A 25,919-nucleotide genomic window follows, 5' to 3' on the forward strand; every position below is an offset into this window, starting at 1 on the left:
GGTGACGTAGAGAATGAGCACGAAACAGGCGTGAATTCTAGCACCGGGAGCCGGGATGGTGAACGAAGCGCGGAGAGGTGTCAAAATTTGGCCAGTGCGATAAAGCACAAGGGGAGCCTGAGCTCCCCTCTAAAGAATGTTGCGTGCTTTGTTGTTATTGGTATTTCGGGCGTGTTGTTTTTATTTGATCGCCCGTTCCCTTCGGCTATCGCCTCTGGGAATCGCTCCTACATTGGGAGCAAAGAGCAAACGGATTTCTTTGGTCGCTGATTTGCCATCGATCCAGTGATCCAACCAGTTCAGGCACTGCTTATGCAGTTTTTATTGTTCTCGGCCTGGTCGTGGGGCTAAACCCCATGTGGCAAGTCCTCTCCAAAAGAATCAGTTAGCTACGCCTCCGCCTTCTTGTCGTTGTTTTGCTGGAGTCGCTACGTATTGTTCTTATTGTGGGTCTGCTTGTTATTGTTGTTGTGCCAGATATAAAGCAGTTGTCGTGCCAGTTTTAAAAAGTCTTTATAAATCAGTGGCTTGATGGTTTTCGCTGTCGACCTGAAGGCATAAAAAACCGGGTTTCGTTACCGATAAACCCGGCTCGCTGTTACGCCTCGGGGCGGTGGGTAACAAACGCTACCCTGCGGTGGTACTGGATTTTCGCCGCGGGATACCCAGACGCTGGCGGCGTTCCCACAGGCATTTGCGGCTGATGCCCAGTTTGCGTGCCAGTTCGGTTTCGGTCATGTGATCCTGATGTTCGAGCACGAAATGCTGAAAGTAGTCTTCCAGCGATAGATCCTCGGTCGGCTCGTTGCTGGTTACGCTGGAGCCGTCACCGCGTGAGGTGCAAGGTTCCTCGTAATCGTCGTCAAGGCCGTCGAGTTCGATATCGATGCCCAGTAGTTCGGCACTGATTTCCGGGCTCTCGCTGAGGATGGCCGCCCGCTCGATGGCGTTTTCCAGCTCCCGCACGTTACCGGGCCAGGAGTAGTGACGGATGGCTTGCTCGGCCTCATGCGAAAAATACATGTCGTCGTTGCCCATGCGCGCGGATTGACGTGCCAGAAAAGCTACGGCTATTTCCAGGATGTCGCTGCCGCGCTCCCGCAGCGGAGGCAGCTTGAGCGCAATGACGTGCAGGCGGTAATAGAGGTCTTCGCGAAATTCGCCGAGCTTGGCCAGGCTTTTCAGGTCGCGGTGAGTTGCCGCCACCAGGCGCACGTTGACCTTCTGCGACTGGGTCGAGCCGACTCGGCGGATCTCGCCTTCCTGCAGGACGCGCAGCAATCGCGCCTGGGCTTCCAGCGGCAGTTCGCCGATTTCGTCGAGGAACAGTGTGCCGCCATCGGCCGCTTCCACCAGGCCGGCCCGACCGGCGTTGGCACCCGTGAAGGCGCCTTTTTCGTGACCGAAAAGCTCGGACTCGATCAGTGTCTCGGGGATCGCTGCACAGTTGACGGAGATCATCGGCGCCTTGGCGCGCTGCGAAAGATTGTGCAGGGCACGCGCCACCAGCTCCTTGCCGGTGCCGGATTCGCCCTGGATAAGTACGTTGGAGTCGGTTGGGGCTACCTTGCGGATCTTGCTGAACAGGTCCTGCATCGGCGCGCAGTGGCCGATAATGCCGATCTCTCCATTGCCTGTCTCCTGCACAGCCGCTGCAGACTGTCCGCTGCTGCCCTGTGCCGGGGCGCTACGCACCTGCTCGCGATCGGCAAGAATGCGCGCTGCGGTTTGCAGCATTTCATCGTGATCGAAGGGCTTGGCAATGTAGTCCACGGCGCCCATCTTCATGGAGTCGACAGCTGAGCGCAGGCTTGCGTAGCTGGTCATGATCAGCACCGGTACGCCCGCAGCAAGCTTGATCAGTTCGGTGCCGGGCGCGCCGGGCAGGCGCAGGTCGCTGATGATGAGGTCAAAGCCCCGGATGTCAAAGCGCTCCTGGGCTTCCTGTACCGAGCCCGCTTCGCTCACCTCGTACTGATTGCGTTCGAGCAGTCGGCGCAAGGCGGAGCGGATAATGGTTTCGTCTTCGACGATGAGGATGTGTGGCATCAGTACTCTCTCGACGGTCTGGAGGCGGCTACGGCCCGTCGCTGCGTGACGGCCTGCTATGGGCAGATTTCTATGATCGCCTCTTCAACTTTCAGCGTTTGTTGCTTCGGTAAACCTGGGTAGGGTGATCCGGAAGCGGGTGCCGCGTTGGGTTTCAGGATCAGTCGGGCTGTCGATATGGATCTGTCCATAATGCTCTTCCACGATCGAATAGACCAGCGCAAGGCCCAGGCCAGTCCCCTCGCCAGGGTCCTTGGTGGTGTAGAACGGCTCGAACAATCGGTCCTGAACCGGCTTGGGAATGCCACTGCCTTCGTCCTCGACGAGCAGATACACGGTCTGCTCGGAGACTTCGCTGTGGATACGGATAATGCCGCCCGGTTGCGAGGCGTCGCGGGCGTTGGCGAGCAGGTTGATCAGCACTTGGGCAAGACGCTGGGGATCGCCTTCGGCCAGATGGTGCGGGTCGCAGAGGTTGAAGTACTGCACTTCGGTGGTGTTGCGGTTGAGCGACAGCAGGTTGATCGCGCCCTGGGTAATCTCGGCGAGGGACACGGGATACTGAGCGTGCTGTCGCCCACCGGCATGGGCGAAGCTCATCAGCGACTGGACGATGCGTGAGACGCGCTTGGTCTGCTCGACGATCTGGCTACTGATCTCAGTGATTTCGCCATCGCTCTCACGCTCTTCGCGCAGGTTCTGTGCCAGGCAGGCGATGCCGGTAATGGGGTTGCCGATCTCGTGGGCGACGCCGGCTGCGAGCCTACCGATGCTGGCCAGGCGCTCGGAATGCACCAGTCGGTCTTCCAGTACCTGCGTCTCGGTGAGGTCCTCGATGAGCAGGACCAGCCCGCTGTTGCCCGGTGCCAGGGGCTCGTCGATGGCGGCCTTGTGCAGGTTCAGCCAGCGGGTGTCGCCATCCAGCGAGAGGCGCTGTTTGTGCAGGTGTTCGTCGGTTTGCTGGGTGAAGTCCACCAGCAGGCTTCGCCACGGCTCGCCGATGGTGGTCAGGCGCGAACCGACCACCTGCAGTGCGGGGATTCCGGTGAGCTCTTCCAGCGCGTGGTTCCACATCAGTACTTCCTGGTCCTTGGCCAGCGAGCAGACGCCCATGGGCAGGTCCTGCAGGGTCTGGCGATGGTAGCGACGCAGGGCATCGAGCTCAGCCGCAAGGCCGGTCAGACGCGAGTGATATTCCTCCAGCCGGTTCTCGATGAAGTGGATGTCTTCGGTGACATAGCCCTCGGCGCCGTCCTTGTAGGGCAGGAAGTTCTCGACGATATCCTGCGCTACGCTCGGCCCCATCAGGCCGGACAGGTTCGCCTCGATGCGGTCGCGCAGACGGCGCAGGGCGTAGGGGCGGTGTTCGTCGAAGGGCAGTTGTAGGTCGCGCAGCGCCTGTTCCACCTCGCGCTGTGCGGTTTTGCCGCCCAGCGGCTTGGCCAGTTGTACGGCGAACTCCTGCGGTGAAGCAGCCGATAGCTCGCGGCGCTGCGGGCGGCGGATGTTCTCCACGGCGCAGGCTTCGGCGGCACTCTGTTCCTCGGCACTGGTTTCGGTGAACAGCGAGAACAGCGAGAAGGCGAGTACGTTGACTGCCAGCGAGGCAATTGCGGCCAGATGCCAGCTGGTGTCGTCGAGCACATAAACGAGGTTGAACAGGGGGATGTAGAAGCCGTTCAGGTTGCCCACCAGCGGCAACAGCATGGTGATTACCCAGACGCTGATCCCCGCCAGCAGGCCGATGATGTAGCCACGGCGATTGGCGGTGGGCCAATAAAGAACCGACAGCACGCCCGGCAGGAACTGTAGGGTTGCGACGAAGGCGACGATGCCCAGATTGGACAGGTCCTGTTCGGCGCCAAGCATCAGGTAGAAACCGTAGCCGGCCATGATGATGGTCAGGATCAGGCTGCGGCGGGTCCATTTCAGCCAGCGATAGATATTGCCTTCGGTGGGTGGCTGGTAGAGCGGCAGCACCAGATGGTTGAGGGCCATGCCCGACAGCGCCAGGGTGCAGACGATGATCAGCCCGCTGGAAGCCGACAGGCCTCCGACGAACGCCAGCAGCGTCAGGACTTCGCTTTGCGCTGTGATGCCCAGGCCCAGGGTGAAATATTCGGGGTTGGTGCTCACGCCTAACTTGAGCCCGGCCCAGAGAATCAGCGGCACCGCCAAACTCATCAGCAGCAGGTACAACGGCAATCCCCAGCTGGCGCTGACCAGCGCGCGCGGGTTGAGATTCTCGGTGAAGGTCATGTGGTACATGTGCGGCATGACGATGGCCGAGGCGAAAAACACCAGCAACAGTGTGCGCCACGGCCCTTCCTGTAATGGCGTGTGCAGCGCCTGGAGGGCGGACTGATTCTGCAACAGCCAGATTTCCAGCTGGTGTGGACCGCCGAACACCACAAAAAGCGCATACAGACCGATGGCGCCGAAGGTCAGCAGCTTGACCAGGGATTCAAAGGCGATCGCGAAGACCAAGCCCTCATGCTTTTCGCGGGTGGCGATATGCCGGGCGCCGAAAAGAATGGTGAAGAGCATGATCATCACGCAATAGCCCAGTGCTACCCGCTCCTGCAGCGGTTCCAGGGTGAGAATGCCGATGGCGTCGGCGACCGCCTGGATCTGCAAGGCCAGCAGCGGCAGCATGCCGACCAGCATGACGATGGTTGTCAGTGCACCGGCCCAGGTGCTGCGAAAGCGAAAGGCGAACAAGTCTGCCAGGGACGCCAGCTGATAGGTTCGGGTAACCCGCAGGATCGGATAGAGCAGCACCGGCGCCAGCAGAAACGCGCCGCAGACGCCCAGATAGGTCGCGAGAAAACCGTAGCCGTACTGATAGGCCAGGCCGACCGTGCCGTAGAAGGCCCAGGCGCTGGCATAGACGCCCAGCGACAGGGTGTAGGTCAGCGGATGACGGATGATCCAGCGCGGAATCAACCCACGCTCGCTGACCCAGGCCACCCCGAACAGCACTAGCAGGTAGGCGACGCTGATCAGGATCAGGTGGCTGAGGCTAAAGCTCGTCTGCATCGCGCTGGCTCTGAAGAATGAAAGTCACCACGATAAGAATCAGCCACAACAGGTAGGGCCGGTACCAGGCGCCGTTGGGATCGATCCACCAGTCCATGATTGCGGGAGAGAACAGATAGATCCCCACTACCAGAAGCAGCACCAGTCGGTAGATGTACATGCCGGGTCTCGTGTCGGAAGTAGGGCGATGGTAGAGCAGCAGGCCATAAAAAGCAGCTGACATGCTCCATCTGTGGGTGTGTTGCTACTTAGGCCGTATGCCGAGCTGCCCTCCCGCGGTGCGTCTGTAATGTGCGAAACTTTGCAGCTGATTTCGGAGGGTCGCTGCCCTGAATTTGCAATGAGCTTGAGGATTTATGTTGTGAAGGCCATTGTGATTTCGTTCCTGCTGCCGGCCCTCTGGTTACTGTGCGCCCTGCCGATCCAGGCAGCACCACTGCAGCTTGGTAGCGACCTTCCGTATACCGTTCACGAAGATGTCTCCGGCGAGCTGACGCGAGACGAGGTCCTGCCGATTTTACAGGCTGGTCCGGAGGTGAACCGCCTGGGCGCTTTGTCCAAAGGATATACACGCTCAGCCTACTGGCTGCGCTTCGAGTTGCCCGCGACTGCCTTCGCCGCAGGTGAGCGCTGGATGCAGGTGCGCCCGAACTTTCTCGACGACGTTCGGATTTTCTATCGCCCGCTTGCAGATGGCGGTATCTGGCAAGAGCGCCGTGCCGGCGATACCCAGCGCGGGGTAATAGGTGATGTGGACGATCGTTTCGCATTATTCGTCATGCCGACGAGCGAGACGGGTTACGAGGTGCTGCTGAGGGTCATTAGCAGTAGCGCGATGATGCTGCAGCTAGGGTTTTGGGTCCCCACCGAGTTCACACAGCAGGCGATGCGGGCAACCGGTCTCTGGAGTGCCTATTTCGGATTGGCAGCCCTGTCCAGCCTGATGGCGCTGGCGCTGGCTATTGTACTCAAGAAGCGGCTGCTCTGGTCGGTCACGGCAATGTCGACGGCCTATGGCTTGGTGGCCTGCATCCAGGGGTACGTGGCGTGGATGGTGCCGGGTGTTGGCAGGCTGTTGCAGCATTATCTGACTGGCAGCCTGACGTTGCTTTCCTATGCCGCCGTGCTGTGGATGGCGGTCGAAGCGCTGGGGTTGCGAAAGCGGTTGCCTTGGATGTACCGGCTGGTGCTGGGGAGCAGCGGCCTGATCGTACTGTTGCTATGGAGTATTCCGCTGGGCTTATACGGTGAGGCCGTCCGTGTTCTGGCTCTGTTGTACCTGCCGGCGGGCTTTCTGTGTATCGGTATCGGGCTCTACCTGTGGATGCGTGATCGGCCTCCGCTTGCCATCGTGCTACTGGGTGCCGGCCCGCTGTTCTGCATTGCCGTAAGTCTGTTCGGTCTGTTCTCAGTGTTCGGATGGGTGCCATTCCGCGAGGGGATCTATGTGGTCTGGCAGGTCGCTCTGGTAGTAAACATGCTGCTCGTTACCTCGATTGCCGTCTTCCAGGTTCGCGATAGGCGCCTGCAGGAGGTGGAAAAGACTCACTTGGCCCGCGAGCTCCGTGTGGAGCGCGAAGCGCGGTTTCATCAGCGGCAGTTCATGGGCATGATCGCTCATGAGTTCCGGACTCCACTGGCAGTGATTTCCGCCAGCCTGGAGAATCTACGACTGCTGCCAGCCGCGCATGAGCAGGCACTGCGCTACAACCGGATCGGGCGTGCCAGCGAGCGACTTGTGCAACTGACCGATAACTGCCTGGCTGACGCCCGCCTGGATGCCGGTGAGCTGCTTATCGCCCGCAGGTCAACCTGCCTGGTCGAGCTGCTTGCCTCGGCAGCGTCGCTGGTTCAGCTCTCCGATCACCATTGCTGGAAATTGATGATGGATGGTGAGGACATATCGGATGTGCCGGCCATCAAGGCCATGGCGAATGTGGATCCAGCCCTGATGCGTATCGCGCTATCGAACGTCATCGACAATGCGGTGAAATACTCTTCAGGAGGCACCATCCTTATTGAACTTGCTCGTGACGGTAAGGGTTGGTCGATTGCCATAACCGACTCCGGGGAAGGGATCGATGAGTCGCGGATGTGTATCATCTTTGAGCGTTACCGGCAGGCCAATGACGTGGATCAGCCTGAGCAAGGCGTAGGGCTTGGCTTGTATGTCAGCAGGCAGATTCTCAGGGCGCACAGCGGCGACCTGCGCCTTGCCAGGAATACGGCCTCGGGTTGCCGTTTCACTTTCACTTTCCCTGACCATCGTGAGCTCTGTCCCGCCTGATGAATCTACCTTGTCTGCGACTCGCCCTCATTGAGGATAACGAAGACCTACGTGATGAGCTGCTGTTCTTCCTGCGCCATCGAGGGTACAGCGCCTGGGGGGTCGCCAGTGCCGAGGCGTTCTGGAAAGAGCTGCACCGCAACCCGGTGGATATCGTTCTGGTCGATCTTGGGTTGCCCGGAGAGGATGGCTTCAGTGTCGTGCAGTACCTGCACAGCATGGGCAGCTACGGGGTGATTATCCTTACCGCGCGTGGCGGGGAACAAGAGCGGCTGCGGGGGCTTAACCTGGGTGCTGATCTGTTTCTGGTCAAGCCGGTCAATCTCGCGCGGCTCGGTACTGCTCTACACGCATTGGGGCTGCGTCTGCACGGCGGGGAGGACGCTCAGCAATCAGGCCGAATCAGGCTCGATGACCCGCGCGAGCAGTGGCAGCTTGATGCCGGAAGGGGCTGTCTGAGGGACCCCTCGGATAAACGTCTTGCGCTGTCGCCTCAGGAGTTCGAACTGCTCAAAATCCTGGTTCACTCGGCTAGCCAGGTCTTCAGCAAGGAAGCCCTTCATGATCTGTTGTTTGAGTATGCCGACGTGATGGAGCTTCACCGGGTCGATGTCATCCTCAGTCGTCTGCGCAGCAAGGCAAGGGCTCAAGGTATGAGCCTTCCGATTCGTTCGGTATTCGGTAAAGGCATCGTGTTCACCGGGGCAGTACAAGGGGTCTCTGGCACACCAGCGTCGCGCTAGCGACAATCTTGTATGGGGTGGCACCGGCCGACTGTCGCCTCCGACCCTGCTTTTCCGACCTGATTATCTGCGCTTGCCGGTGTGGGGGCGCCTGCCTGTCAACTTTTCCAAGGCTATTCCAGGCTTGTCCACGAGCGCCTGTTGCTGAGAGATATGAGAGGTTTGAGACTGACATGGCTCATAAGCGCTATGTCAAAGTGCCATCCAAGCTCTGACAGACTCCGAGGCGATTGGTTCCGCTTCAGTGTTTTCAAGTTTGCCGGTCCGCACCCTTATCACTCATCGATGGAAAAAAACATGCGTTCACTCAAACATGTTTCGCCCCGTAGCCAGCAGGGCTTCACTCTGGTGGAGATATCTCTCGTTCTGGTTGTGATCGGGCTGATCCTTGGTGCGGTCTCGATCGGCAAGGACGTTCAGCGAAACGCAGAATATACGAAGATCAAGCAGAAGTTTGTCGACCAGTGGGCAAGTGCCTACAACGCGCATTATCTGCGGAGCGGTGTCGTGGTTGGTGACAGCCAGATTCAGCCACGGCTGATGGTTAACGGCAGTGAGTTTGCTGTTGTCGCTGACCTGATTTCCGGACAGGACATGACCGGCGCCACGCCGCCAAATGCGATCTGCCAGGGTGCTGCGGCGCCGGGCTTATCCTCTGCAGATTCGATCCTGCATCGCGAGATGGACCGTCACGGGGTGCGCATGCCGCCTGGCCGTGCTGAAGGGTTTGAAGATCGCTACGCCTACCTGGACACCAACGGCAACCCCCAGGAGCTGCAGGTGTGTTTCCAGTGGAACAGACCTGGTAATCCGGCCAGCTCCGGAAACGTCATGGTGATTACCGGTCTGACGCCCGACCTGGCCCGTGCGCTTGACCAGATGATTGACGGCAAGGCGGATTCCCGTGAGGGACTTTTCCGCAAATATGACATCGCTAACGGCACTGGCGGAGAACCCGGCGTGGAGTGGGCTGCGAACAATACCCAGGCCTATGGCGCCGCCACGGGTTCCGCGACCGACACCAACCAGAATCTGGATGAAGACCAGGTCATTACGGTTGTCGCCACCTACAAGATGAATCAGTGAGTAGGGAGATGGCGATGAGGCCGACAGTTGTAAGGTCTATGGGCACCCGCCAGGGCGGCTACACCCTGATGGAGATTGTCTTGGTGATGGCCGTCATCGGTCTGATCATGGGTGGTTTAAGTATTGGTCGCGAAGTGCTTCGCGAGGCTGAATACAACCGTATCCAGAGCAAGTTTCTCTTGCCCTGGAAGCAGAACTACGATCTTTACTATCAGCGTACCGGTGTGGCCGTAGGGGACAGTCAGGTGGCACCCACCCTCATGGTCAACGGTTATGAAGCTGTGTTTGATCACATTGGTGGCGGCGTTGCCGGTATTCCTGCCAATTACCGTAACACCGGTCGCAGGGTGTGCCATGGCGCTGGTTACCCGGCTAATTCGATGGGGGCGGGTGATCCCCCCCTTTCCAACCTTGATCTGCACCAGCTGTTTGACAGAGTCGGTATTCGTATGCCGGCCGGGCGCGCAGAGGGGGCGGAGGACCGCTACGCCTACAAGGATAACAATGGCAATCCCGTCGAGCTGCAGATCTGCTTTCAGTGGAATCCTGAAGGCACCATCAGCGGTGCGGGCAATGTCATGGTTATCCGCGGGCTGACTCCGGACCTGGCGCGCAAGCTCGACCAGATGGTCGATGGCAAGGCCGATGCCTACGAGGGTCGCTTCCGCCAGCAGAATGTCAACCATAACGTGCTTGAGCGTAGCCGCCAGCTTCCAGGGTATGAGTGGAGCGCCAACAACACCTATAACCACCGTGACTCAAATACCAGCGCCTACGGGCAGGGTACGTCGGGCGACGAGGATCGTGTGGTGCTGGTGACTGCGCACTGGGTCATGGATCAGTGATGAGCGCCTGGAGCAAAGTCGCTGGCGGGCGTGTAGGGATGGGACTGATTGTGCTTGGCACCCTTGCACTGCCGTACCTGGCGAAAACCGCATTCAGCTACAAAGCACAAGCCGGAGTAGCCGAGCGGCAGTTGATGAACAATCAGCGACAGGTCGAACAGCAGGCAAGCGCGCAACAGCAGTTGCTGCGCTGGCAACAGGCGCGCAGCCAATGGGATGCCTTGGCAGGGCATGCCGATGAACTCGGCTGGCGTACCAGCCTGTGGAACGTTCGCTCGATAGACGTGGACGGCAAACGCTATTCGCGGCGCGAGGCCGATACGTTGATCAACAGCCTGGAGTCCAGCCGCGACGGCTTCATGCTGGCAAAAGCGTTCTCGATGAAGTTGATGAGTAACAGCGGCTCGCTTTTCATCACGTCCTCTGCTGGGGATCAGGCAGGGGTGATTCAACTCTCGCTCTCGGGTAACTATTATTCGCGGAGCACGCAATGAGCCAATCGCAGTGGTTGCTCGATCTCAAAGGCAAGGTCTGGCAGGCCGGCCCTGAAACGACGGGTATTGTGGAAAGCCTGGACGCGTTGCGCGGACCAGCCGTTGTTATCAGTGATTATCAGGGTGCGCCGTTTGGTGTGGAGTCTCTGCCAGCCCACCACCATAACCTTGCCCCCTTGCTGGACAAACGCCTGCGCGATGAGGGCGATATTGACGGCCTGGCGCGCGTCATCATTCACGCGCGTGAGCGGCAGGGCGACCTGGCGCGCGTATGTTACACGGCGATCCCGTTAGCCGTTTCCATGCGCTATCGGCGCTGGCTCGGTCAATGCGATGACCACATTCTGCTTGTTTCGCTGCTTGAAGCGTTGCTCATCCTTGCGCGACGCCAGGGGCTTGATAACGGCGTGCTGGCCTTCGTCAGTGACGACAGTGTCGATGTTCTGGTGTTGCAGGATGGCCTGGTTCTGCACGCAGGCCGGCAGCGCCTGTATGGCAGTGATAGCAGCGGTCATACGCGCATCGCGGCCTTTATCGCCGCTCAGCAGAGCCTGTTTGCCGATCGCGAACGGCAGATGGATTTTCTGCTGCTGGAGCGCAGCGCAGGCGAGAGCCAGCCACTTATCGACGCACTGGCATACAGTAGCTTCCAGAACGTCATTTCTGTGATGTCGGCGGCCCGTCTGTTTGAGCATGCAAGCATCAAGCATTCCGACCTCGATGGCGTCAGCCGGGCGTTGTATCTCGCCAAACGGGCGTTGCCCTGGGCCGTGGCTGGAATGCTTGCCCTGTGCCTGGCCAGTGTTGCCGGCGCGCTGTACTGGAAGCACGAGGCGCGTTCGCTGCAGGCCGCCCTGAGCGATGTGAAGGCACAGAGCGTCAATGTAACCCTGGCGGAAATTGAAGGCGCTCTGCGCAGTGCCGAGAGCCTGGCCTTGTCCCAGCGGGAACGTGCCGATTTCGTACACCTTGCCGAACGGGTTCGCACCACACCTGACCCGGCTAGTCTGCTCCGTCATCTGCGACAAGCCGTGCCTGACAGTATCGAGCTGACCGAGGCGGGCATCGTTTCGGACGAGGCGGGCGTGCTGATCATTGTCGCGGGACGCAGCGATAGCGTTGCCGCGCCCTTCGCCGCAGAAGAGCGGTTTGTAAAGGCGCTGAATGGCCTCGGCTACGAGGTGGTTCGGCGTGAAATCAGCAGTGGCATCGGTAACAGCCTGTTCCGTCTGGCGCTGACCTGGAGCGAAGCATGAAAAAGAAATACCTCGCTGCGGGCCTGCTTGTAGGCGCCGCTGCCTCCAGCGTACTCGCCTACCAACTCGCCAGCGCCCAAGAGCGACAGGCGCAGCAATGGCGACCCGGCCAGGATACGCAATTGCAAGGCCTCGATGCCCGGCTGGGTGAAAAGGTGCGGGAGTTTCTCGAGTTGAACGAACTGCTGAGCAGGCAGTTGGAGACCGGGCAGTTGACGCGCGATGGGCAGCCGGGTCTGCCATTGCTGACTGGCCTTGAAGCTGCGCCCAAGCCCGTCAAGATCGAAAATGCCAAAAGCCCTGCGCGCACTACCAGGCCGGCTCCATGGTGGACTCGCTACAAGCTGAGCATGGTGGTTGCTTCGGACGGCTCTCCTTCTGCGGTAATCAATGGCCGTTATGTACGCGTTGGCGATGCAGTGGCGCCGGGCGTGGTTGTACGGCGAATTGAACCAGGCCAGGTCACTCTGGTTCGGGCCGGTGAACATGCGCAGCTGAAACTCGGTGCGGCGAAATGAGATTTCAGCGACCACAGCTCCTGGTGCTCTCGGCGCTTGTCGTACTGGCGGCAGGATTCTGGTGGGCCAACCAGAGGCCTGCGCCGGTCAGCCCTGTTTCACACGTCCCGGCGGTCGTGTGGCCAGAGCCTTCTTTACCTGAAGCGTCAGCTCGCAACACGGATATAGACGGGCTGTGGAAACGCTACGAGGCATTGAGTCAGGCGCCTGCTTCGTCAGATGCAGGTGACAGCGACAGCCAATCGGCCTCGAATGATTCCGCTGAACCGGCGGTATCCGAGGCTGCGCGGGAGCGGCAGGTGGCGCGTGAACGTAGCAAACAGCGCCGCGATGCGATGTTTGCCGCACGTGATGATGCGCTGAAGCAGATACAGAGTCTGAAGCCGGGTGACGTCGATGGGCTTGTCGATGTGCTCCAGACGTTCAACCGAAGGTTGAAGGAAAACGGCCTTGAGGAGCAGATCAATCTCAAGGGTATTCGCCAGCAGTTGGTGGCGAGTCAGAAGCTGGCCGAGGTAAACCAGGCTCTGCTGGACGAGGCGCTAAAGGGTGCGAAAGCCAATCCTCAGCGTTTGCAAGCGCTCAGTCGCGAGTTGAGCCAGCTACAAAAGGACATTACCGGCAGTTTCTCCGGGCACTCCGGTGGTGGGTCCGGATCGCCATGACCAAACGTGCATTTTCCCACCGGCAGCAGGGTTTCAGCCTGCTTGAGCTGGCGTTGGTGTTGGTGGTCATGGGTGGCGTGCTACTGGTCGCCATGCATTACCGTGCCCAGACGTTGAGCCAGGACGATGCAGTTGCCAAGGGGTATCACGATCAGATTGCCGCTGCGATCTATCGATATGCCGAGCGCCATTATCGACTGCCGTGCGCCGATACCAGCGGCAATGGGCTTGAGGGTAGCGATGGGACCTGCACTCCCGGGGTAACCCACATGGTTGGTGGAGTGCCCTTTCTGACGCTCGGCATGAACGAGGCACAAGGCTTCAGCGAGGCGGTCCGGCAGCGCTATATCTACGGTGTTTTCCGCGATACCTCATCTGATACCGATCTGACCACGCTGGCCGAGCGAACCGGTGATGCACCTGGCACAAGCGGCTATCTCAGCCTCGATGATCTGCGTTTTGCGTTACGCAGCCTGGGCTCCCGAGCATTCGATCCCGCTCGCATCCACGTCACCGGTGACGATCAGCAGGCGGGAGCAGCTGACTGCGGAGCCAACCCTGTAACCAACCTGGCGTTCTTCCTTGCCTACGCCGGAGCACGTGATGCCGATGGTGATGGCAAGTCATTCGATGGCGTTAACAAAAATTTCAAATGGCCATCGGGCGGGGGGCTTTGCGTGTCCGGACCGCTAACAGGGCAAGGCAAGGAGTATGACGATGCCACCATCGCGGTGGGCTTCGCGGAACTGCTCGGCTACCTGACTCAGTAACTTGAAACCAACAAATATGAAATCAGGCGCACCAGGAGCAGCCTCATGAAATTCGAATCACGCATAGTCCTTCGCCCCAAGCGGGGGCTCTGGCTCGGTGCCTTGCTGGCAACATCCCTGGCCGGTTGCGCCGTTGGGCCGTCCAAAGTGGATGCCAAGAAGGTTCAGACGGTTGACGACCGTTCGCAGCAGTTGTTGCAGGACCGGCTGGTAGAAGAGTCGGAAAAGCTGCGCACCCTGCAGGACCAGCTCAGGGAGCGGCTGGAGCAGCGTCAGGCGATCGTGCTGGAGCCGGTGGCGCCTCGCTTCAATCCGCTTGATGCCGTCAACGTTACGCTGCAGGCCAACGATGTCGATGTGCGTAATTTGCTCAAGGCCATTGCCGATCAGGCGGGTCTGAACCTGGTATTACCGGCGTTGTTGTCAAGTGAGCCGCGCACACTGTCGCTATCGCTAAAATCGGTACCGGCCAGCCAGGCCTTTGAGGAAATCACCCGGGCGCTGGACCTCACCGGAGAAGTCCGCGACAACATGCTGGTGGTGCGGACATTCGAAGAGCGGGTCTTCGACATGGACTTCCTTCTCACCATGAGTACGGCTGACTTCCAGGCGGGAGGCGACGTGTTCGGCGCGAGCAGCGCCGGCGGTGATGGCACCTCGGTTGCCGATGCCGGTACTGGCAGCAGCGGCCTGCGCAGCAGCTTTTCCGTCTCCGGGCGCAACACCAATGATGTGAACCCGTACGAGCAGATCGAACGCATGCTGGTATCGCTGATTGGCGGGCAGCGCAGCGAGGACGGCGTTTTCAGCCAGCCATTCGACAGCCAGACGGCGACCTACACGCTCAACCGCTCCACTGGCACGCTGTTCGTCCGCGCGCGGCCATCCCAGCTCGCCGCCGTCGGGCGCCTTGTCGAGCACTACAAATCGGTATTGAACCGGCAGGTTCTAATCGAGGCGCAAATCCTTGATGTCGAACTCAACGATCAGTTCAGTTATGGCGTTGACTGGAGCTTCCTGCGTAATCAGGTTGCCTTGTCATACTCCGCCAACCCACTGACTCTGGGTGCCATTAACTCGACGGTTCCTAACGCCGCGAATGCGGGGCGCAGTGTGCTGATTCCTGCCACTGCACTGGGCAATGCGGGTACGCCATCGTTGGGCCTGGCTCAATCCGGCAGCAATCACAATATCGGCCTGGACCTGATGAAGACGTTTGGTGCCGTTCATATCCTGTCCAACCCGTCGATCCGCGTGCGCAACACGCAGCCGGCGGTGGTCAGTGTTGGCAGCAACATGCGCTACATCGCTCAATCGAGCTCCAATACCCAGAATGGCGGCGGCGGACTGCTGGCGACAACCGCCAGCGTGGTGACCTCCAACGTGTTCGACGGGGTCATGCTGGGGGTGATTCCGTTTGTTTCCGAAGACGGCTCGATTCACCTCACAATCAACCCGATGCAGACTTCCGTGCAGGAAGCCTCCATGGCGCTGGTCGAGGTGGGGAGTGAGCAGAACCCGTTGAAAATCTCGCTGCCTCGCGTGGATTTCAAAGGCATGACCACCTCGCTGTCGCTCAACGACGGTGACATGGTCATCCTCGGCGGCCTGATTGGCGAAGGTGGCAGTCGAAGCAAAAACGGCATTCCGGGTATTACCGATATTCCGTGGTTCGGCGAGATGCTCGGTGGCCTGGCGGAATCGACCTCCGCACGGGAGCTGGTCCTCGTGCTTCGCGTCAAGATTATTTAAGTCCGCTTGCCATGAGCCTGGTCTTCGACGCGCTGCGTCAGCAAGGTACACAGCCGACGCAGGAGCCTACGGCGTTCGGCAGCGTAGTCACTCAGGGTGGAGCGCCGTGCTTGCCGTGGATATCCGCCGGGGTGCTGCTATGTCTGACAATCTTGGCTACGGTTTTCTTGGAGGCTTTTTATCTGGCTGACCGCACGGCTGAGCCTCCGGTGTCGAATGTTGCCGAGGTCACCAGCATTGCACCGCAAGCGCAACCACCAGCGCTGAGCGTTTCTCGGCTGCCCGAGGATGCGTTGGTCCGGCTTGCTCAGTCGGCTCCGGTCCCTGCGGTGGTAGCGGTTGAGCCATCGGAGCCATTGATTGTGGCGAGTGCACCGGTAGATACGGAGCCGTCTGTTAAGGGCCAATCGCCTGTGCCTCAAGGCGATGCTGCACTGCCGGGCGTCATCCTGCCTGCGCCCGAAGAGAAGCCCGTCACGGTCGATGTATCACTGTCTGCAGTCGCGGATCCGGCGACTCTGTTCGTGGCATTCAACGCCGCACTGGCCGCCGACCAGTTACCTCAGGCTCATGCGGTCATTGGAGAGGCCCGGCTAGCGCTCGGAGATTCGCACCTGATGGTCGCCCGCATGGAAGGGTATTACTGCATGATCGCGCAATGCCTGCAGCAGGCCCGCCAGGCCTACGCCACGATCCTGACGCGCCTCCCGCAGGACCGCGAAGCGGGTTACAACCTCGCGGTTCTGGACTGGAAAGCCGGGCACCAGGCCGAGGCGCGCAAGCGGGTCCGTACGCTGTTGGCTCAGCATCCTGGTGACGAACAATTGCGCGCACTGCAGCGGCTGATGGGAGCAAGCCGATGAGCGCAGACTTCCCGCTGTCGGCTTACCTGAAGAACCTGGGGTTCGTGCGCAATCCATTTCCGGTAACACCGGATGAGCATGGCATCTTCTTTTCTTCACGGCTGGCAGAGCAGTTCACCGAATTGCTGCACTGTATTGAGCAGCGCAAGGGATTCATGCTGGTTACCGGTGACGTCGGAGTCGGCAAGAGTACGCTTTCACGTGCGCTGCTTTCGCGACTCGCCGAGCAGGGCGCGTGCACCGCGTTGATCTTCAACACCTTTCTCCAGGGCCCGGATCTGTTACGGGCGATCAATCGTGACTTTGGCATCACCGCCGAGGGCGATAGTCTTGAGGCGCTGCTGCAGGCACTCAACACATGGCTGTTGCATCAGCGTGACCAGGGTCGTAACTGCGTACTGATTCTCGACGATGCCCAGGGGCTGGAGGTGTCCAGCCTCGAACTGATTCGCCAGTTGAGCAATCTGGAAGCCAGCCAGGCCAAGTTGCTGCAAATCGTCATGGTGGCCCAGCCGGAAATTCGCCATACGCTGGATCGCCACGACATGCGCCAGCTGGCCAGCCGTATTGCACTGCGCCTCGAACTGCTCCCCCTCTCTTTGAGTGAGCTGGATGTATACCTGCATCACCGCCTTCAATGGGCCGGCTGCCCGGCTGCGCTGACTCTTGACCGCCGTGCCTTGCGACAGCTGCACCGCTACAGCCTGGGCTATATCCGCCGCGTACACATACTGCTGGACCGCTGCCTCTACGGCCTGGCGATTAACGGCTCCGGTCGGATCAATGCCTCGTTGGTTGATACCGCGGCGCGTGAGTTGAGCCTGGCAGGACCGCCGCGACGGCCCGGTTACGGCTCAGTGCTGGCAGGTGTACTGGCTGGCGTGGGTGCGATTGCGGCTGTCGTGATGTTGGGTATGGCGCCCAGTGTGACGCCAGCCCTGACGCCTGCCGTGACGCTACCCGTAGCGGTTGCCGAGGAGCCGCCCGCTTTGGCTGTGGCAGCTCCTCAAGAGCCTGCTCCGCAGCCGTCTGTTCGCGAAGAGACTGTGCCAGAAGCGGATGCAGCCTGGCAGGCGTTCATCGCCGCGCACGCCCCGTTGCCGGTAGCCGATGCTTTTCCCACGCGCTGGGCCGAAGTGTTCGAGTGGCTTCCGGCGCGCAGTAACGTCCAGCCCTGGGTGCCTGTACTGCTGCCTCAGGAGTGGCAACGGGGGTGTGATGAGCGGCCTCTCTATCCGTTGAGTGACGGGCAGTTGGCACTGTTCCGCACAGCGCTGCCGGTCGTGCCGCAGCCTTTTGGCGAGGCGGGCGCAATGATCGTCGCGCTGCAGCAGGTGCTTGTCGCGCAAGGATTCCTGCCCCCCGAGGCTGTCGATGGCGTCATGGGGCCGAGAACGGCTACTGCCCTGGCCCAATTCCAGAAGCAGAGTGGCCTGCTGGCGAGCGGGCAGCCGGATGCTGATACCGCGTATCTGCTGGCCTGCCTGGGCGGAGGTGACGCATGAGCGAGGTGTCCTTGCGCTACGTATTCTATCGCGTGCTCCCTGAGCAGGGCCGCGTACGTAGCGGCTTGTCGAAGCTGCCGGTTACCGACTTCAGCAATGCCCACCCGCTGGTAGAGCGGCGCGAGCAGGCAGTGGTGCTGAGGCTTTATGTTTTGCCGATGCTGCTTGTGCCGTTGTTCGACGGCCTGGCGCTGTTCCTGCGCCGCAGCATTCCCCTGACGCTGCTGGCGGAATTCCTGCACAGCCTGGGGCTGATGTTGCGCAGCGGGCTGCCGGTAGACATGGCCCTAAAAGACCTGCGTGATGATGCCACTCATCCGGCACTCAAGGCCTTGACTGCGGACTTGCTCAATGGCGTAAGGGCAGGCAACAGCCTTTCCTCCCGGCTGTCGTTCTACCCTCATCTGGTTCCGGCGACAGTCCGTCACCTCGTCGATATCGGCGAGCGTTCCGGCAATCTGGATCGCGTTCTGATGGATGCCTCCGAGCACCTTGGGCGCATTACGGCGCTGCGCCAGGACGTTTCCCGTGCGCTGATCTATCCGTTTTTCGTCGTGGCAATCATCGTCGTTGCTGCGCTGTTCTGGGTGTACTACGTACTGCCTGATCTGGCCGACATGTTCCGCCAGATGGGTGCCCATCTGCCCCCTCTGACCCAGAGCGTGATGAGCGGCGTGTACTGGATACGTGAGCTGCTTGCCGCCTACGGCTACTGGATATTGGCTGCCCTGTTGCTGGTGCCGGTGATACTGAGCCGCAGCCAGCGGGTGCGGGCCGGGTTCTACTGGCTGGCGTACCGCCTACCAATCAGCCGCACGCTGGTACGCACCTCTGCCATGGCGTTCATCAGCGAGTATCTTGCGCTGCTCGTAGCGGCGGGCATCAATCTACTGGATGGCCTGGCCATTCTGGAGGCAGCGATCCGCAATGAGGTGTATCGCAATGCGATCCGCCAGGCGCGAGAAGGTGTACAGCGAGGCAACACGCTGTCACGTGAGCTGGAGCGCAGCGGAGTGTTTTCGCCGCTGATGATCCGCCTGATCAACGTGGGCGAACAGAGCGGCAATCTGGATGGGCAGTTGCGCACCCTGGCCGATGAGTATCGCCGGCGGCTCAACCATCTGGTGGCAACCCTGGCCGAGGTGATCAAGCCCGCCGTGCTGCTGTTGGCCGGAGCGTTGTTCATCTTCGTCGTGGTGGTGTTTCTGCTGCCGGTCTACGAACTTATTGCGCAAAGCACTCAGCTTCGCTGAACAGGACTCGTCATGCCGCACAGCGCCCTTGCTCAAACACGTCACTGCCGAGGTTTTTCCCTGCTGGAGCTGGCTGCCGTGCTGGCGTTGCTGTCGGGCTTGGTCTTTGCACTGTTATACAAGACCTCCGACGTCAGCATTCAGACAGCGCTGCAAAGTACGGATTCGGCATTGAAGGCAGCCGATGAGCAATTGCGACAGTTCGCCGCCTGGAACGGGCGTCTGCCCTGTCCGGATACCGATGGTGATGGGCTTGAGGATTGTGGTGGCGGTGCGCAGAAGGGCGACCTGCCGTACCGCACCCTGAAGCTGGCAGCCATTGGCTATGAAGTGGGTGAGCAGGGCGGGCGTTCGCTACGCTACGGGGTCTATCGCAACGCGGCGGCGGATGCCGACCTGGCGGTCAGGGACGAACGCTTCAAGCCGACCAATGCCGACGAAACTGCCTACGATCTCGGCAATGAAAACAGCCTGGATCTTTGTACTGCTCTGGCAAGTGCCGCGAAAAGTGCGCAAAACAATGCCTACCTGCATATCGCCTACACCGATGGCGCCCGCGCGGGGATGGCGTACATGCTGGCCAGCCCCGGAGTGGCCGATGCAGACAGCGATGGCGATCGCTACGACGGCCTCAATAGCACGAGCGCAACAGGATTCAATGCTCCACAAACGCCGGTTTCCACGGCCTACGATGACACTACACAGGGGCGTGGCCTGACCGAGCTGTATGAACTGCTGCATTGCCAGGTGAGCCAGCGCTCGTTGAACCTAGCGGCCAATGCCATCGCGCTGGAGGAGGAAAACATCGCCTTCGCCGAATCCAACAAGGACAGCGCCGATGAAGGTGTGATGATGAATGCCGTAGGCAGCGCCCTGACTGCCTGGTCCATGGCGCAGGCGGCAGCCGAGCTGAGTGGCGCGATGGAAGTGCAGAGTATCTCGGCCGGCCTGCTTGCTACGGCCACCGCCACCTGTGCGATACCCCCCTTTGCCGGTTGCGCACTGGTTCCGGTTTATACCGCAGCCGTAGCCGCTGCCGGCACTGGCGTAACCCTGTCCGGCATAGCCGTCGGATTGTCCGGGGCAGCACTGGGGCTGCAGATATCGTCCACGGTGTTGTATTCGAAAATCGCAAAGAAGGCCGGAGCGCCGGAAACTGCTAGCGGTGGCTCGGGCATTACGCTGGAGAGGGTCGATAGTGCGCTGACCGCTTCTGAACAATCACAGCTTAGCGCCCAGACTGCACAAGATGCCTATATGGCGGCGTTAGCGGCGTATCTTGCCGGTCCGCTGGCCGAGGCGCAAATCAGCCGCGACGCCCTGGAAACGGAAATCGGTAACCTGTCCGGCGCCCAAAGAGATAAGGCGCTCGATGACCTTTACGGCTTCCCTCGACGGGAGGATCTTGATCCAGAGAACCCTCCGGACGAATCCAGCATCATCCTGGGCGTTGAGCCCTCCATTGATGCCTGGTTTGAGAGCGAAGCCATAGTGAAACAGATGGCTGAGGCAGGAGACTTCAAGCCAGTCGACGCCGATGGTAATCCCATCAAGGACGAAGACGGTAATGCTGTCGATCTGGGCGCCAGTGCGGGTGCGGCCAGGGAAACGGCTGAGCAACGTATCGCCGAGGTTCGCCAGAGCCTGGTCAGCGCTGGCTGTGGCGGCTCAACGCCTTGCCCATTGGCTACCGCGTACGATACGCATGTTGATGCCTACACCAAAGCGCGAGAGGCCTGGAACGAGGTCGATAAGCTTCGCGTTGCGGCTGAGACAGCGGACAAGAAGGCCAAAGGGGACAGGGACGCATACGGCGCGCTCAATTGTGCCTTCAACTTCAATATGGACTATGACGCCAGCACCAGTAGCTGCAAGGCCGGCGCGCCGGGAAGCGGCGCCCTGAATGACGGCATCAAAGTCCTCTGTGATCCTTCCAGCGAGGCATACGATGCAGTGTCCTGTGCCGCAGTGAAAGCCAACCCTGACTCGACGAATCCCGACCCGCTGACAATCTTCAGTGGCATGGATGATCTGGTGCGAACGCTGGACAGCAAAGGAACCGTGCAATGAAAGTGCATCGACAGTCCGGTTTCAGTCTGCTGGAAATGGCCCTGAGCCTTGCAGTGCTGGGGTTTCTGTTCGCGATGGTGCCCATGGCCCTGAGCGTGCTGGGTAGCGCACAAAGCGCCTCTCCTTCGCTCGATCGGAAGAAGCTTGCCGTCAACTCGGCGGTCGGCTTTATCGTCCAGCATGACCGCCTGCCGTGCCCGGATGCCAATGGCGACGGTTACGAGGATTGCAATGGATCCCGCAGCGGGCGTTTTCCCTGGCGTACGGCAGGCCTTGGCCAACAACTGGTTAACGACCGCGGGTTCCCGTTCCAGTACGCGGTTTATCAGCACGCAAACGCCAATCTGGTCGCCCTGCAGAGCAGCTACCAGCCGTCGCTGCTCAGTGGCGCTACACCGCTGCAGAGCAATGCTTTGGATTTCTGCCAAGGCCTCAGGCTGGGTGTGTCCGGTGGGCTGCAGCCCGGTGAAGCCAGCGTACAGGCGCATACCGGGAGCGCGAGGGTAAATCCGGCCTTCCTGTTCGTGGACCCTGGCCCGCTTGACGCCGACCGTGACGGCAGGCCATTCGACGGTATAAACGCCAAAGGGTTGGTCTTCGAATCGACCGGGCACAGCCAGAGTGATGATTACGACGATCAGGTAACGGCGATGAGTTTCGCCGAGCTGGCCGTCCGGCTCGATTGCCCGTCCATCCTGGCGCGCGTCAGCGCGGCTACCCGTGACTCCAATGCGGCCTACGATGCCCGGCGCGCCTTCAAATTTTACCTGGACTTTCGAAAATTTGGCGTGGAAGTCCGGGAAACCAATCTGGAGATCGCCGAGTTGAAACGAGAAATCGCCGAGTTCAACACTGCGGCGAGCGCCGCGATGGCTTTGAATGATGCCGCCGCTGCGCTCAGCAGTGCCACGGGTGCCATTGCCATCGGGGTAGCAGCCATCAATGCGGCAGCGGCAATTTACGCCATACAGGACGAGCTCAGCAGCACTGCAGAAGACGTCTCCGATAAAAAGGATCAGCTAGCAATCGCCAAGCAACAGCATGAGGCTGCGAAGGTCGCTCACGCTGACGCCCTGGCCTACCAGCAACTGGCGCGCACCACGGCGCTGAATCGCGATGCTAAGGGGTGGTTCCAATGAGCATGCGATGCAGACAGCGGGGTATGACGCTGATCGAGCTTTCCGTGGTGCTGGTCGTGCTGGGACTGATGACGGCCGTGCTGATGTCGCTGCTGCCCTCGCTGACTCGCCTGGCCAGTGTGGAATCAGCCATTGATGACGTAAATGACACACAGAATGCGATAACCGGCTTCGCGCTGGCGACTGGTCGGCTGCCATGTGCCGATACCAATCAGGATGGCGTAGAGGATTGCCCTGCGGTAGCTGGCGGATTCCCCTACCTGACGGTGGGGCTCGGTGGGCCGCTGCGAAATGCACATGGCTATGACTACCGGTATGCCGTTTATGTGCGCAGCGACGGCGCGCCGATGAACGATGTCAATCTTGTCCGCGCGACCGACCGCTGGCAGCCGATCTTGGTGTCTGGTTTGCCACCGGCGGCAGCACTGGAGGCGTTTGACAGCAGCACACCGCTGGATCTTTGTCGTGCGCTCGGCGTGGCACAAACCAGCGCTGCCGATAACCAGTATCTGTACCTGGAGCACTCAGGCGCACGTGAAGCAGTGGCCTATGTGCTGGCTGACCCTGGGCAGGCAGATCGTGACGGTAATGGCTCGCTGTTCGACGGGCTGAATGCTGCCGGGCTGGGCTTCGAGCACCCGGTCCGCAACAGCAGCCGGGAATATGACGACCGTGTCAGTGTCGTGCGCTTCAACCAGTTATGGGAGCAGTTGGGCTGTTCGGCGCTGCTCTCAACCGCCGGTCATGCGCACCCTAATGTGCTGTCCACGCTGGCGATGTTCCGCCAGACCATTCGCGACTATAAAACGCAGCTTGAACTGGTCGAAGAGATGGCGTTCGCCGACAACTTCCAGACGGGCGCGTCCATTGCCTCGGCTACCGCGTCGGTCGCGGCTGCTGCTGCCTCCGCGCCGACCGCGACCGCTTCGGCTATCAATACTTTTGGTGCCACTGCTGCTGCAGTTGGCGCCTCGCTTGGCGCGATCACAGGCAACGCTGCGCTGGTGGGTCTGGCGGGTGCAGCCCAGGCAGCGGCCATCATCAATCTGAATAAGGTTCGTGATCAGTTGAAGGAGCTCGATCTTCTGATCAAAGAACTGGACGAGTTGCATGACGACGTCCGCATCAATGTCGTCAGCGCCGATAACGACGCGCTTTCGGCCCAGTAATTACAGAGATTCCCATGACTACCCATACCTGTTCGCGCCAACGCGGTTTTACATTGCTGGAAATGTCCGTTGTTCTGATCATCGTCGCGTTGATCGTCAGTGCCCTGACGTTGGGCAGTGACCTGCAGCGCAACACCGTTTACCAGCATCTGGCGTCCAGTTTCGTCAGGGGGTGGCAGCTGTCGTATCTTAGCCATGTGGATCGCGTGGGCGTGGCGCCCGGCGATAGCCAGACGACGCCGACCGGCAAGGTCAATGCGGCTAACGATAGCGAGCTGTGCAGTACAAACCTGCGCAACGCCATGTACGCAGCCGGGGTAACCATGCCGCAGGGCCGCGCGGAAGGCTTCGAGACCCACTATGGCTACCTCGATAGCAACGGCAACCCCCAGGACGTCAGCGCCTGTTTTGCAAACGTTGCCTGGAGCGTTCCGGGCAGCAGCGCCGGGATATACGTGGTACAGCGCAAGAATGTGCTGATCCTGCGCGGATTGACGCCCGATCTGGCGCGCATGCTCGACAACCTGGTCGATGGCAATGCCGATGCGCGGTTTGGCAGCTTCCGTGAGAAGGAACAGGCAGATGTGATCACCGCTGCCAGCGCCACGTGGAGCCTGGACAGCGGCGTAGCGTACGGTGGAACCAGCGCCACCAACCTTGATGAGTCCCAGGTGACCACCCTGACCGCTTACTATCTGATGGACCGGTAATGAAAAGAGTCGATCCCGACCTGGTTCTGGCTGACGCGCCCGAGCTGGGCGGCACTCTGGTTCGCCTCGGCATCGTCGAGCCGATTCAGTTGGCCTACGCCCAACAGAAACAGGCAGTAACCGGTGAATCACTAAGCCAGATACTGGTTCGTTTGGGGTTGGTGGCCGCCAGCGATCTGGCGCGCGTATTGGCTGAGCACCATGGGCTGCCGTACTTCAGCCAGGAGGAGTGGCCTGAACCCGCGGCGGAGGTGCTGCAACTGTTCAGCCGTGAGGCCTGTCTGGCGCACGGGCTGTTGCCGCTTCGCGTACACGCCGGGCATCTTGAGGCAGTGCTCGGCAATGCCGATCCGCAACGCGCCGTCAGCCTGATCCAGCGCAGGACCGGGCTGGTGGCGCGGCTTTGCCAAGGCGACTTCATTGCCGTGACGCGTCGTATCGAGGAGGTCTATTCACCGCGACGAGGATCGGCGATGTCTGCCTTCGAGCGCGAGTATCGCCAGCTGTCCCGGGACAGTCAGGGTTCTTTCCCGGTCGATGAGTTGATCAACCAGATGCTGGCCCTGGCTGTCAGCGAGCGTGCCACCGATATTCATCTGCAGCCCGAGTCCCAGTCGGTGCATATGGCCTTCCGCATTGACGGTGTGCTGGTCCCCATCATGGCGCTAGGGCGAGGCATGATGCGCCTGGTATCGGCGATCAAGGTTATCTCGGCCATGGACATCTCCGATAACCTGAGGCCGCAGGACGGTCGCTTCTCCGTCACTATCGAAAACCAGGCCTACGATGTCCGTGTCTCCACCAGCATCACGCCACAAGGGGAGAGCGTCGTTATGCGTCTGCTCCCCAAAGGGATCTCGGTGGCTGGGTTGGAAGAGCTGGGATTTGCGCCCGAACACCTGCAGCGTTTACAGGAGCTGTTCCAGCAACCGCACGGTATCTTCCTGATGACCGGGCCCACCGGCTCCGGAAAGACCACCACCCTGCATGCGGGATTGCGCCCGCTGGGCATGACCGGGAAGAGCATTCTGACCGTCGAGGACCCCATCGAGTACGAGCTGCCGGTCGCTGCCCAAACCCAGGTAAACCGCAAGGCCAACTACACCTTCGAAACCGCCATTCGCCATTTTCTGCGGCACGACCCGGACATCATGCTGGTGGGTGAAATACGCGACGGAGAAACGGCAGAAGCTGCGATCCGCGCTGCGGAAACCGGCCACCTTGTGCTGTCGACGTTGCACGTCAACAGCGTGTCGGGCGTGGTCGGTCGTCTTATGGCGCTGGGGATCGCGCCCCAGGCATTGGCCGAGACACTGATCGGCTGCATCAATCAGCGTTTGGCGCGTTGCCTTTGTTCGCACTGCAAGGTGCCAGTAGCTGCGCCTGAAAATATGCCTTCAGGCCTCGAAACTCTGCTGACTGGCGTTCAGCACTTTCGAGGCGAGGGTTGCGGGCACTGTCGTCAGACTGGCTTTTATGGCCGGTTACCTGTCTACGAAATGCTGATCGTAGACGCACCGTTGGCGCGCTGGGTCGAGGATGGCGGGCGTCGCGCTCAGTTGCTCGGGCTGCTCACGGCGAGCAACCATGTACCACTCTGGGAAACGGGCGCACGCCTCTTGCGTGAAGGGCTCACAACGGTAGACGAGCTTACACGCGTTTTGGGTAGTCGCGAGGCTCTGGCTCCAGTCGTGCGCTAACCCTGA

At 60.4% G+C, this 25,919-nt stretch carries 21 protein-coding genes; 18 read left to right on the top strand and 3 right to left on the bottom strand.

What is annotated here, in order from left to right; genetic code table 11:
• Positions 1 to 627: 627 nt before the first annotated feature.
• The 3 genes from NAV32_RS08345 to NAV32_RS08355 form a co-directional block, all read right to left on the bottom strand.
• On the bottom strand, positions 628 to 2,049 hold the full coding sequence (locus NAV32_RS08345; protein ID WP_256052335.1) for a sigma-54-dependent transcriptional regulator: 1,422 nt from the start codon (positions 2,047 to 2,049) through the stop codon (positions 628 to 630).
• Between the two features lie 84 nt (positions 2,050 to 2,133).
• A complete protein-coding gene (locus NAV32_RS08350) occupies positions 2,134 to 5,088 on the bottom strand; it encodes a sensor histidine kinase (protein ID WP_256052336.1) in 2,955 nt (984 codons plus the stop codon).
• Positions 5,072 to 5,311, bottom strand: a complete 240-nt coding sequence (locus NAV32_RS08355; protein ID WP_256052337.1) for an alkaline shock response membrane anchor protein AmaP — start codon at positions 5,309 to 5,311, stop codon at positions 5,072 to 5,074. Before NAV32_RS08355 ends, NAV32_RS08350 begins: the two co-directional genes overlap by 17 nt.
• Before the next feature lie 138 nt (positions 5,312 to 5,449).
• Here NAV32_RS08355 and NAV32_RS08360 point away from each other — a divergent pair, with 138 nt between their 5' ends.
• From NAV32_RS08360 to NAV32_RS08445, 18 genes are all read left to right on the top strand, one after another.
• Positions 5,450 to 7,375, top strand: a complete 1,926-nt coding sequence (locus NAV32_RS08360; RefSeq protein WP_256052338.1) for an ATP-binding protein — start codon at positions 5,450 to 5,452, stop codon at positions 7,373 to 7,375.
• Positions 7,375 to 8,118 (top strand): response regulator transcription factor, encoded by a 744-nt coding sequence (locus NAV32_RS08365; protein ID WP_256052339.1) that lies wholly within the window; start codon positions 7,375 to 7,377, stop codon positions 8,116 to 8,118. The genes NAV32_RS08360 and NAV32_RS08365 overlap by 1 nt, the downstream gene beginning before the upstream one ends.
• Before the next feature lie 285 nt (positions 8,119 to 8,403).
• Positions 8,404 to 9,204 (top strand): type II secretion system protein, encoded by an 801-nt coding sequence (locus NAV32_RS08370; protein ID WP_256052340.1) that lies wholly within the window; start codon positions 8,404 to 8,406, stop codon positions 9,202 to 9,204.
• Positions 9,205 to 9,218: 14 nt separating this feature from the next.
• Positions 9,219 to 10,049 (top strand): prepilin-type N-terminal cleavage/methylation domain-containing protein, encoded by an 831-nt coding sequence (locus tag NAV32_RS08375; protein ID WP_256052341.1) that lies wholly within the window; start codon positions 9,219 to 9,221, stop codon positions 10,047 to 10,049.
• The gene (locus NAV32_RS08380) at positions 10,049 to 10,543 is read left to right on the top strand and encodes a hypothetical protein (RefSeq protein WP_256052342.1); all 495 of its coding nucleotides are present in this window, start codon (positions 10,049 to 10,051) and stop codon (positions 10,541 to 10,543) included. The genes NAV32_RS08375 and NAV32_RS08380 overlap by 1 nt, the downstream gene beginning before the upstream one ends.
• Positions 10,540 to 11,799, top strand: coding sequence for a hypothetical protein (locus tag NAV32_RS08385; RefSeq protein ID WP_256052343.1), 1,260 nt, complete (start codon positions 10,540 to 10,542; stop codon positions 11,797 to 11,799). The genes NAV32_RS08380 and NAV32_RS08385 overlap by 4 nt, the downstream gene beginning before the upstream one ends.
• Positions 11,796 to 12,317 (top strand): general secretion pathway protein GspB, encoded by a 522-nt coding sequence (locus NAV32_RS08390; RefSeq protein ID WP_256052344.1) that lies wholly within the window; start codon positions 11,796 to 11,798, stop codon positions 12,315 to 12,317. Before NAV32_RS08385 ends, NAV32_RS08390 begins: the two co-directional genes overlap by 4 nt.
• A 299-nt stretch (positions 12,318 to 12,616) precedes the next feature.
• A complete protein-coding gene (locus NAV32_RS08395; protein ID WP_256052345.1) occupies positions 12,617 to 12,982 on the top strand; it encodes a hypothetical protein in 366 nt (121 codons plus the stop codon).
• A complete protein-coding gene (locus tag NAV32_RS08400) occupies positions 12,979 to 13,752 on the top strand; it encodes a prepilin-type N-terminal cleavage/methylation domain-containing protein (RefSeq protein WP_256052346.1) in 774 nt (257 codons plus the stop codon). Before NAV32_RS08395 ends, NAV32_RS08400 begins: the two co-directional genes overlap by 4 nt.
• A gap of 45 nt (positions 13,753 to 13,797) precedes the next feature.
• A complete protein-coding gene (gene mshL, locus NAV32_RS08405) occupies positions 13,798 to 15,504 on the top strand; it encodes a pilus (MSHA type) biogenesis protein MshL (RefSeq protein WP_256052347.1) in 1,707 nt (568 codons plus the stop codon).
• A gap of 413 nt (positions 15,505 to 15,917) precedes the next feature.
• Positions 15,918 to 16,367: a tetratricopeptide repeat protein gene (locus NAV32_RS17655; RefSeq protein WP_256052348.1), complete on the top strand. Its 450-nt coding sequence runs from the start codon at positions 15,918 to 15,920 to the stop codon at positions 16,365 to 16,367.
• Positions 16,364 to 17,872 (top strand): AAA family ATPase, encoded by a 1,509-nt coding sequence (locus NAV32_RS08415; protein WP_256052349.1) that lies wholly within the window; start codon positions 16,364 to 16,366, stop codon positions 17,870 to 17,872. Before NAV32_RS17655 ends, NAV32_RS08415 begins: the two co-directional genes overlap by 4 nt.
• Complete coding sequence (locus NAV32_RS08420) at positions 17,869 to 19,125, top strand: type II secretion system F family protein (protein ID WP_256052350.1); 1,257 nt, start codon at positions 17,869 to 17,871, stop codon at positions 19,123 to 19,125. Before NAV32_RS08415 ends, NAV32_RS08420 begins: the two co-directional genes overlap by 4 nt.
• Positions 19,126 to 19,137: 12 nt before the next feature.
• Complete coding sequence (locus NAV32_RS08425; RefSeq protein ID WP_256052351.1) at positions 19,138 to 21,195, top strand: prepilin-type N-terminal cleavage/methylation domain-containing protein; 2,058 nt, start codon at positions 19,138 to 19,140, stop codon at positions 21,193 to 21,195.
• On the top strand, positions 21,192 to 22,334 hold the full coding sequence (locus tag NAV32_RS08430; RefSeq protein ID WP_256052352.1) for a type II secretion system protein: 1,143 nt from the start codon (positions 21,192 to 21,194) through the stop codon (positions 22,332 to 22,334). The genes NAV32_RS08425 and NAV32_RS08430 overlap by 4 nt, the downstream gene beginning before the upstream one ends.
• Before the next feature lie 2 nt (positions 22,335 to 22,336).
• Positions 22,337 to 23,503 (top strand): prepilin-type N-terminal cleavage/methylation domain-containing protein, encoded by a 1,167-nt coding sequence (locus NAV32_RS08435; RefSeq protein ID WP_256052400.1) that lies wholly within the window; start codon positions 22,337 to 22,339, stop codon positions 23,501 to 23,503.
• Positions 23,504 to 23,517: 14 nt separating this feature from the next.
• Positions 23,518 to 24,213 carry a type II secretion system protein gene (locus tag NAV32_RS08440; RefSeq protein ID WP_256052353.1) on the top strand — a complete coding sequence of 232 codons (696 nt, stop codon included), beginning with the start codon at positions 23,518 to 23,520 and terminating at the stop codon, positions 24,211 to 24,213.
• Positions 24,213 to 25,913, top strand: coding sequence for a GspE/PulE family protein (locus tag NAV32_RS08445; RefSeq protein ID WP_256052354.1), 1,701 nt, complete (start codon positions 24,213 to 24,215; stop codon positions 25,911 to 25,913). Before NAV32_RS08440 ends, NAV32_RS08445 begins: the two co-directional genes overlap by 1 nt.
• The last annotated feature ends 6 nt before the right edge of the window (positions 25,914 to 25,919 follow it).

Source organism: Stutzerimonas stutzeri, assembly GCF_024448695.1.
Taxonomy (GTDB): Bacteria; Pseudomonadota; Gammaproteobacteria; order Pseudomonadales; family Pseudomonadaceae; genus Stutzerimonas; species Stutzerimonas stutzeri_T.

Coding starts and splice junctions, on each gene's coding strand:
- NAV32_RS08345 (WP_256052335.1), bottom strand. CDS start 2,049: ATGCCACACATCCTCATCGTCGAAGACGAAACCATTATCCGCTCCGCC.
- NAV32_RS08350 (WP_256052336.1), bottom strand. CDS start 5,088: ATGCAGACGAGCTTTAGCCTCAGCCACCTGATCCTGATCAGCGTCGCC.
- NAV32_RS08355 (WP_256052337.1), bottom strand. CDS start 5,311: ATGTCAGCTGCTTTTTATGGCCTGCTGCTCTACCATCGCCCTACTTCC.
- NAV32_RS08365 (WP_256052339.1), top strand. CDS start 7,375: ATGAATCTACCTTGTCTGCGACTCGCCCTCATTGAGGATAACGAAGAC.
- NAV32_RS08370 (WP_256052340.1), top strand. CDS start 8,404: ATGGAAAAAAACATGCGTTCACTCAAACATGTTTCGCCCCGTAGCCAG.
- NAV32_RS08375 (WP_256052341.1), top strand. CDS start 9,219: ATGAGGCCGACAGTTGTAAGGTCTATGGGCACCCGCCAGGGCGGCTAC.
- NAV32_RS08380 (WP_256052342.1), top strand. CDS start 10,049: ATGAGCGCCTGGAGCAAAGTCGCTGGCGGGCGTGTAGGGATGGGACTG.
- NAV32_RS08385 (WP_256052343.1), top strand. CDS start 10,540: ATGAGCCAATCGCAGTGGTTGCTCGATCTCAAAGGCAAGGTCTGGCAG.
- NAV32_RS08390 (WP_256052344.1), top strand. CDS start 11,796: ATGAAAAAGAAATACCTCGCTGCGGGCCTGCTTGTAGGCGCCGCTGCC.
- NAV32_RS08400 (WP_256052346.1), top strand. CDS start 12,979: ATGACCAAACGTGCATTTTCCCACCGGCAGCAGGGTTTCAGCCTGCTT.
- mshL (WP_256052347.1), top strand. CDS start 13,798: ATGAAATTCGAATCACGCATAGTCCTTCGCCCCAAGCGGGGGCTCTGG.
- NAV32_RS08415 (WP_256052349.1), top strand. CDS start 16,364: ATGAGCGCAGACTTCCCGCTGTCGGCTTACCTGAAGAACCTGGGGTTC.
- NAV32_RS08420 (WP_256052350.1), top strand. CDS start 17,869: ATGAGCGAGGTGTCCTTGCGCTACGTATTCTATCGCGTGCTCCCTGAG.
- NAV32_RS08425 (WP_256052351.1), top strand. CDS start 19,138: ATGCCGCACAGCGCCCTTGCTCAAACACGTCACTGCCGAGGTTTTTCC.
- NAV32_RS08430 (WP_256052352.1), top strand. CDS start 21,192: ATGAAAGTGCATCGACAGTCCGGTTTCAGTCTGCTGGAAATGGCCCTG.
- NAV32_RS08435 (WP_256052400.1), top strand. CDS start 22,337: ATGCGATGCAGACAGCGGGGTATGACGCTGATCGAGCTTTCCGTGGTG.
- NAV32_RS08440 (WP_256052353.1), top strand. CDS start 23,518: ATGACTACCCATACCTGTTCGCGCCAACGCGGTTTTACATTGCTGGAA.
- NAV32_RS08445 (WP_256052354.1), top strand. CDS start 24,213: ATGAAAAGAGTCGATCCCGACCTGGTTCTGGCTGACGCGCCCGAGCTG.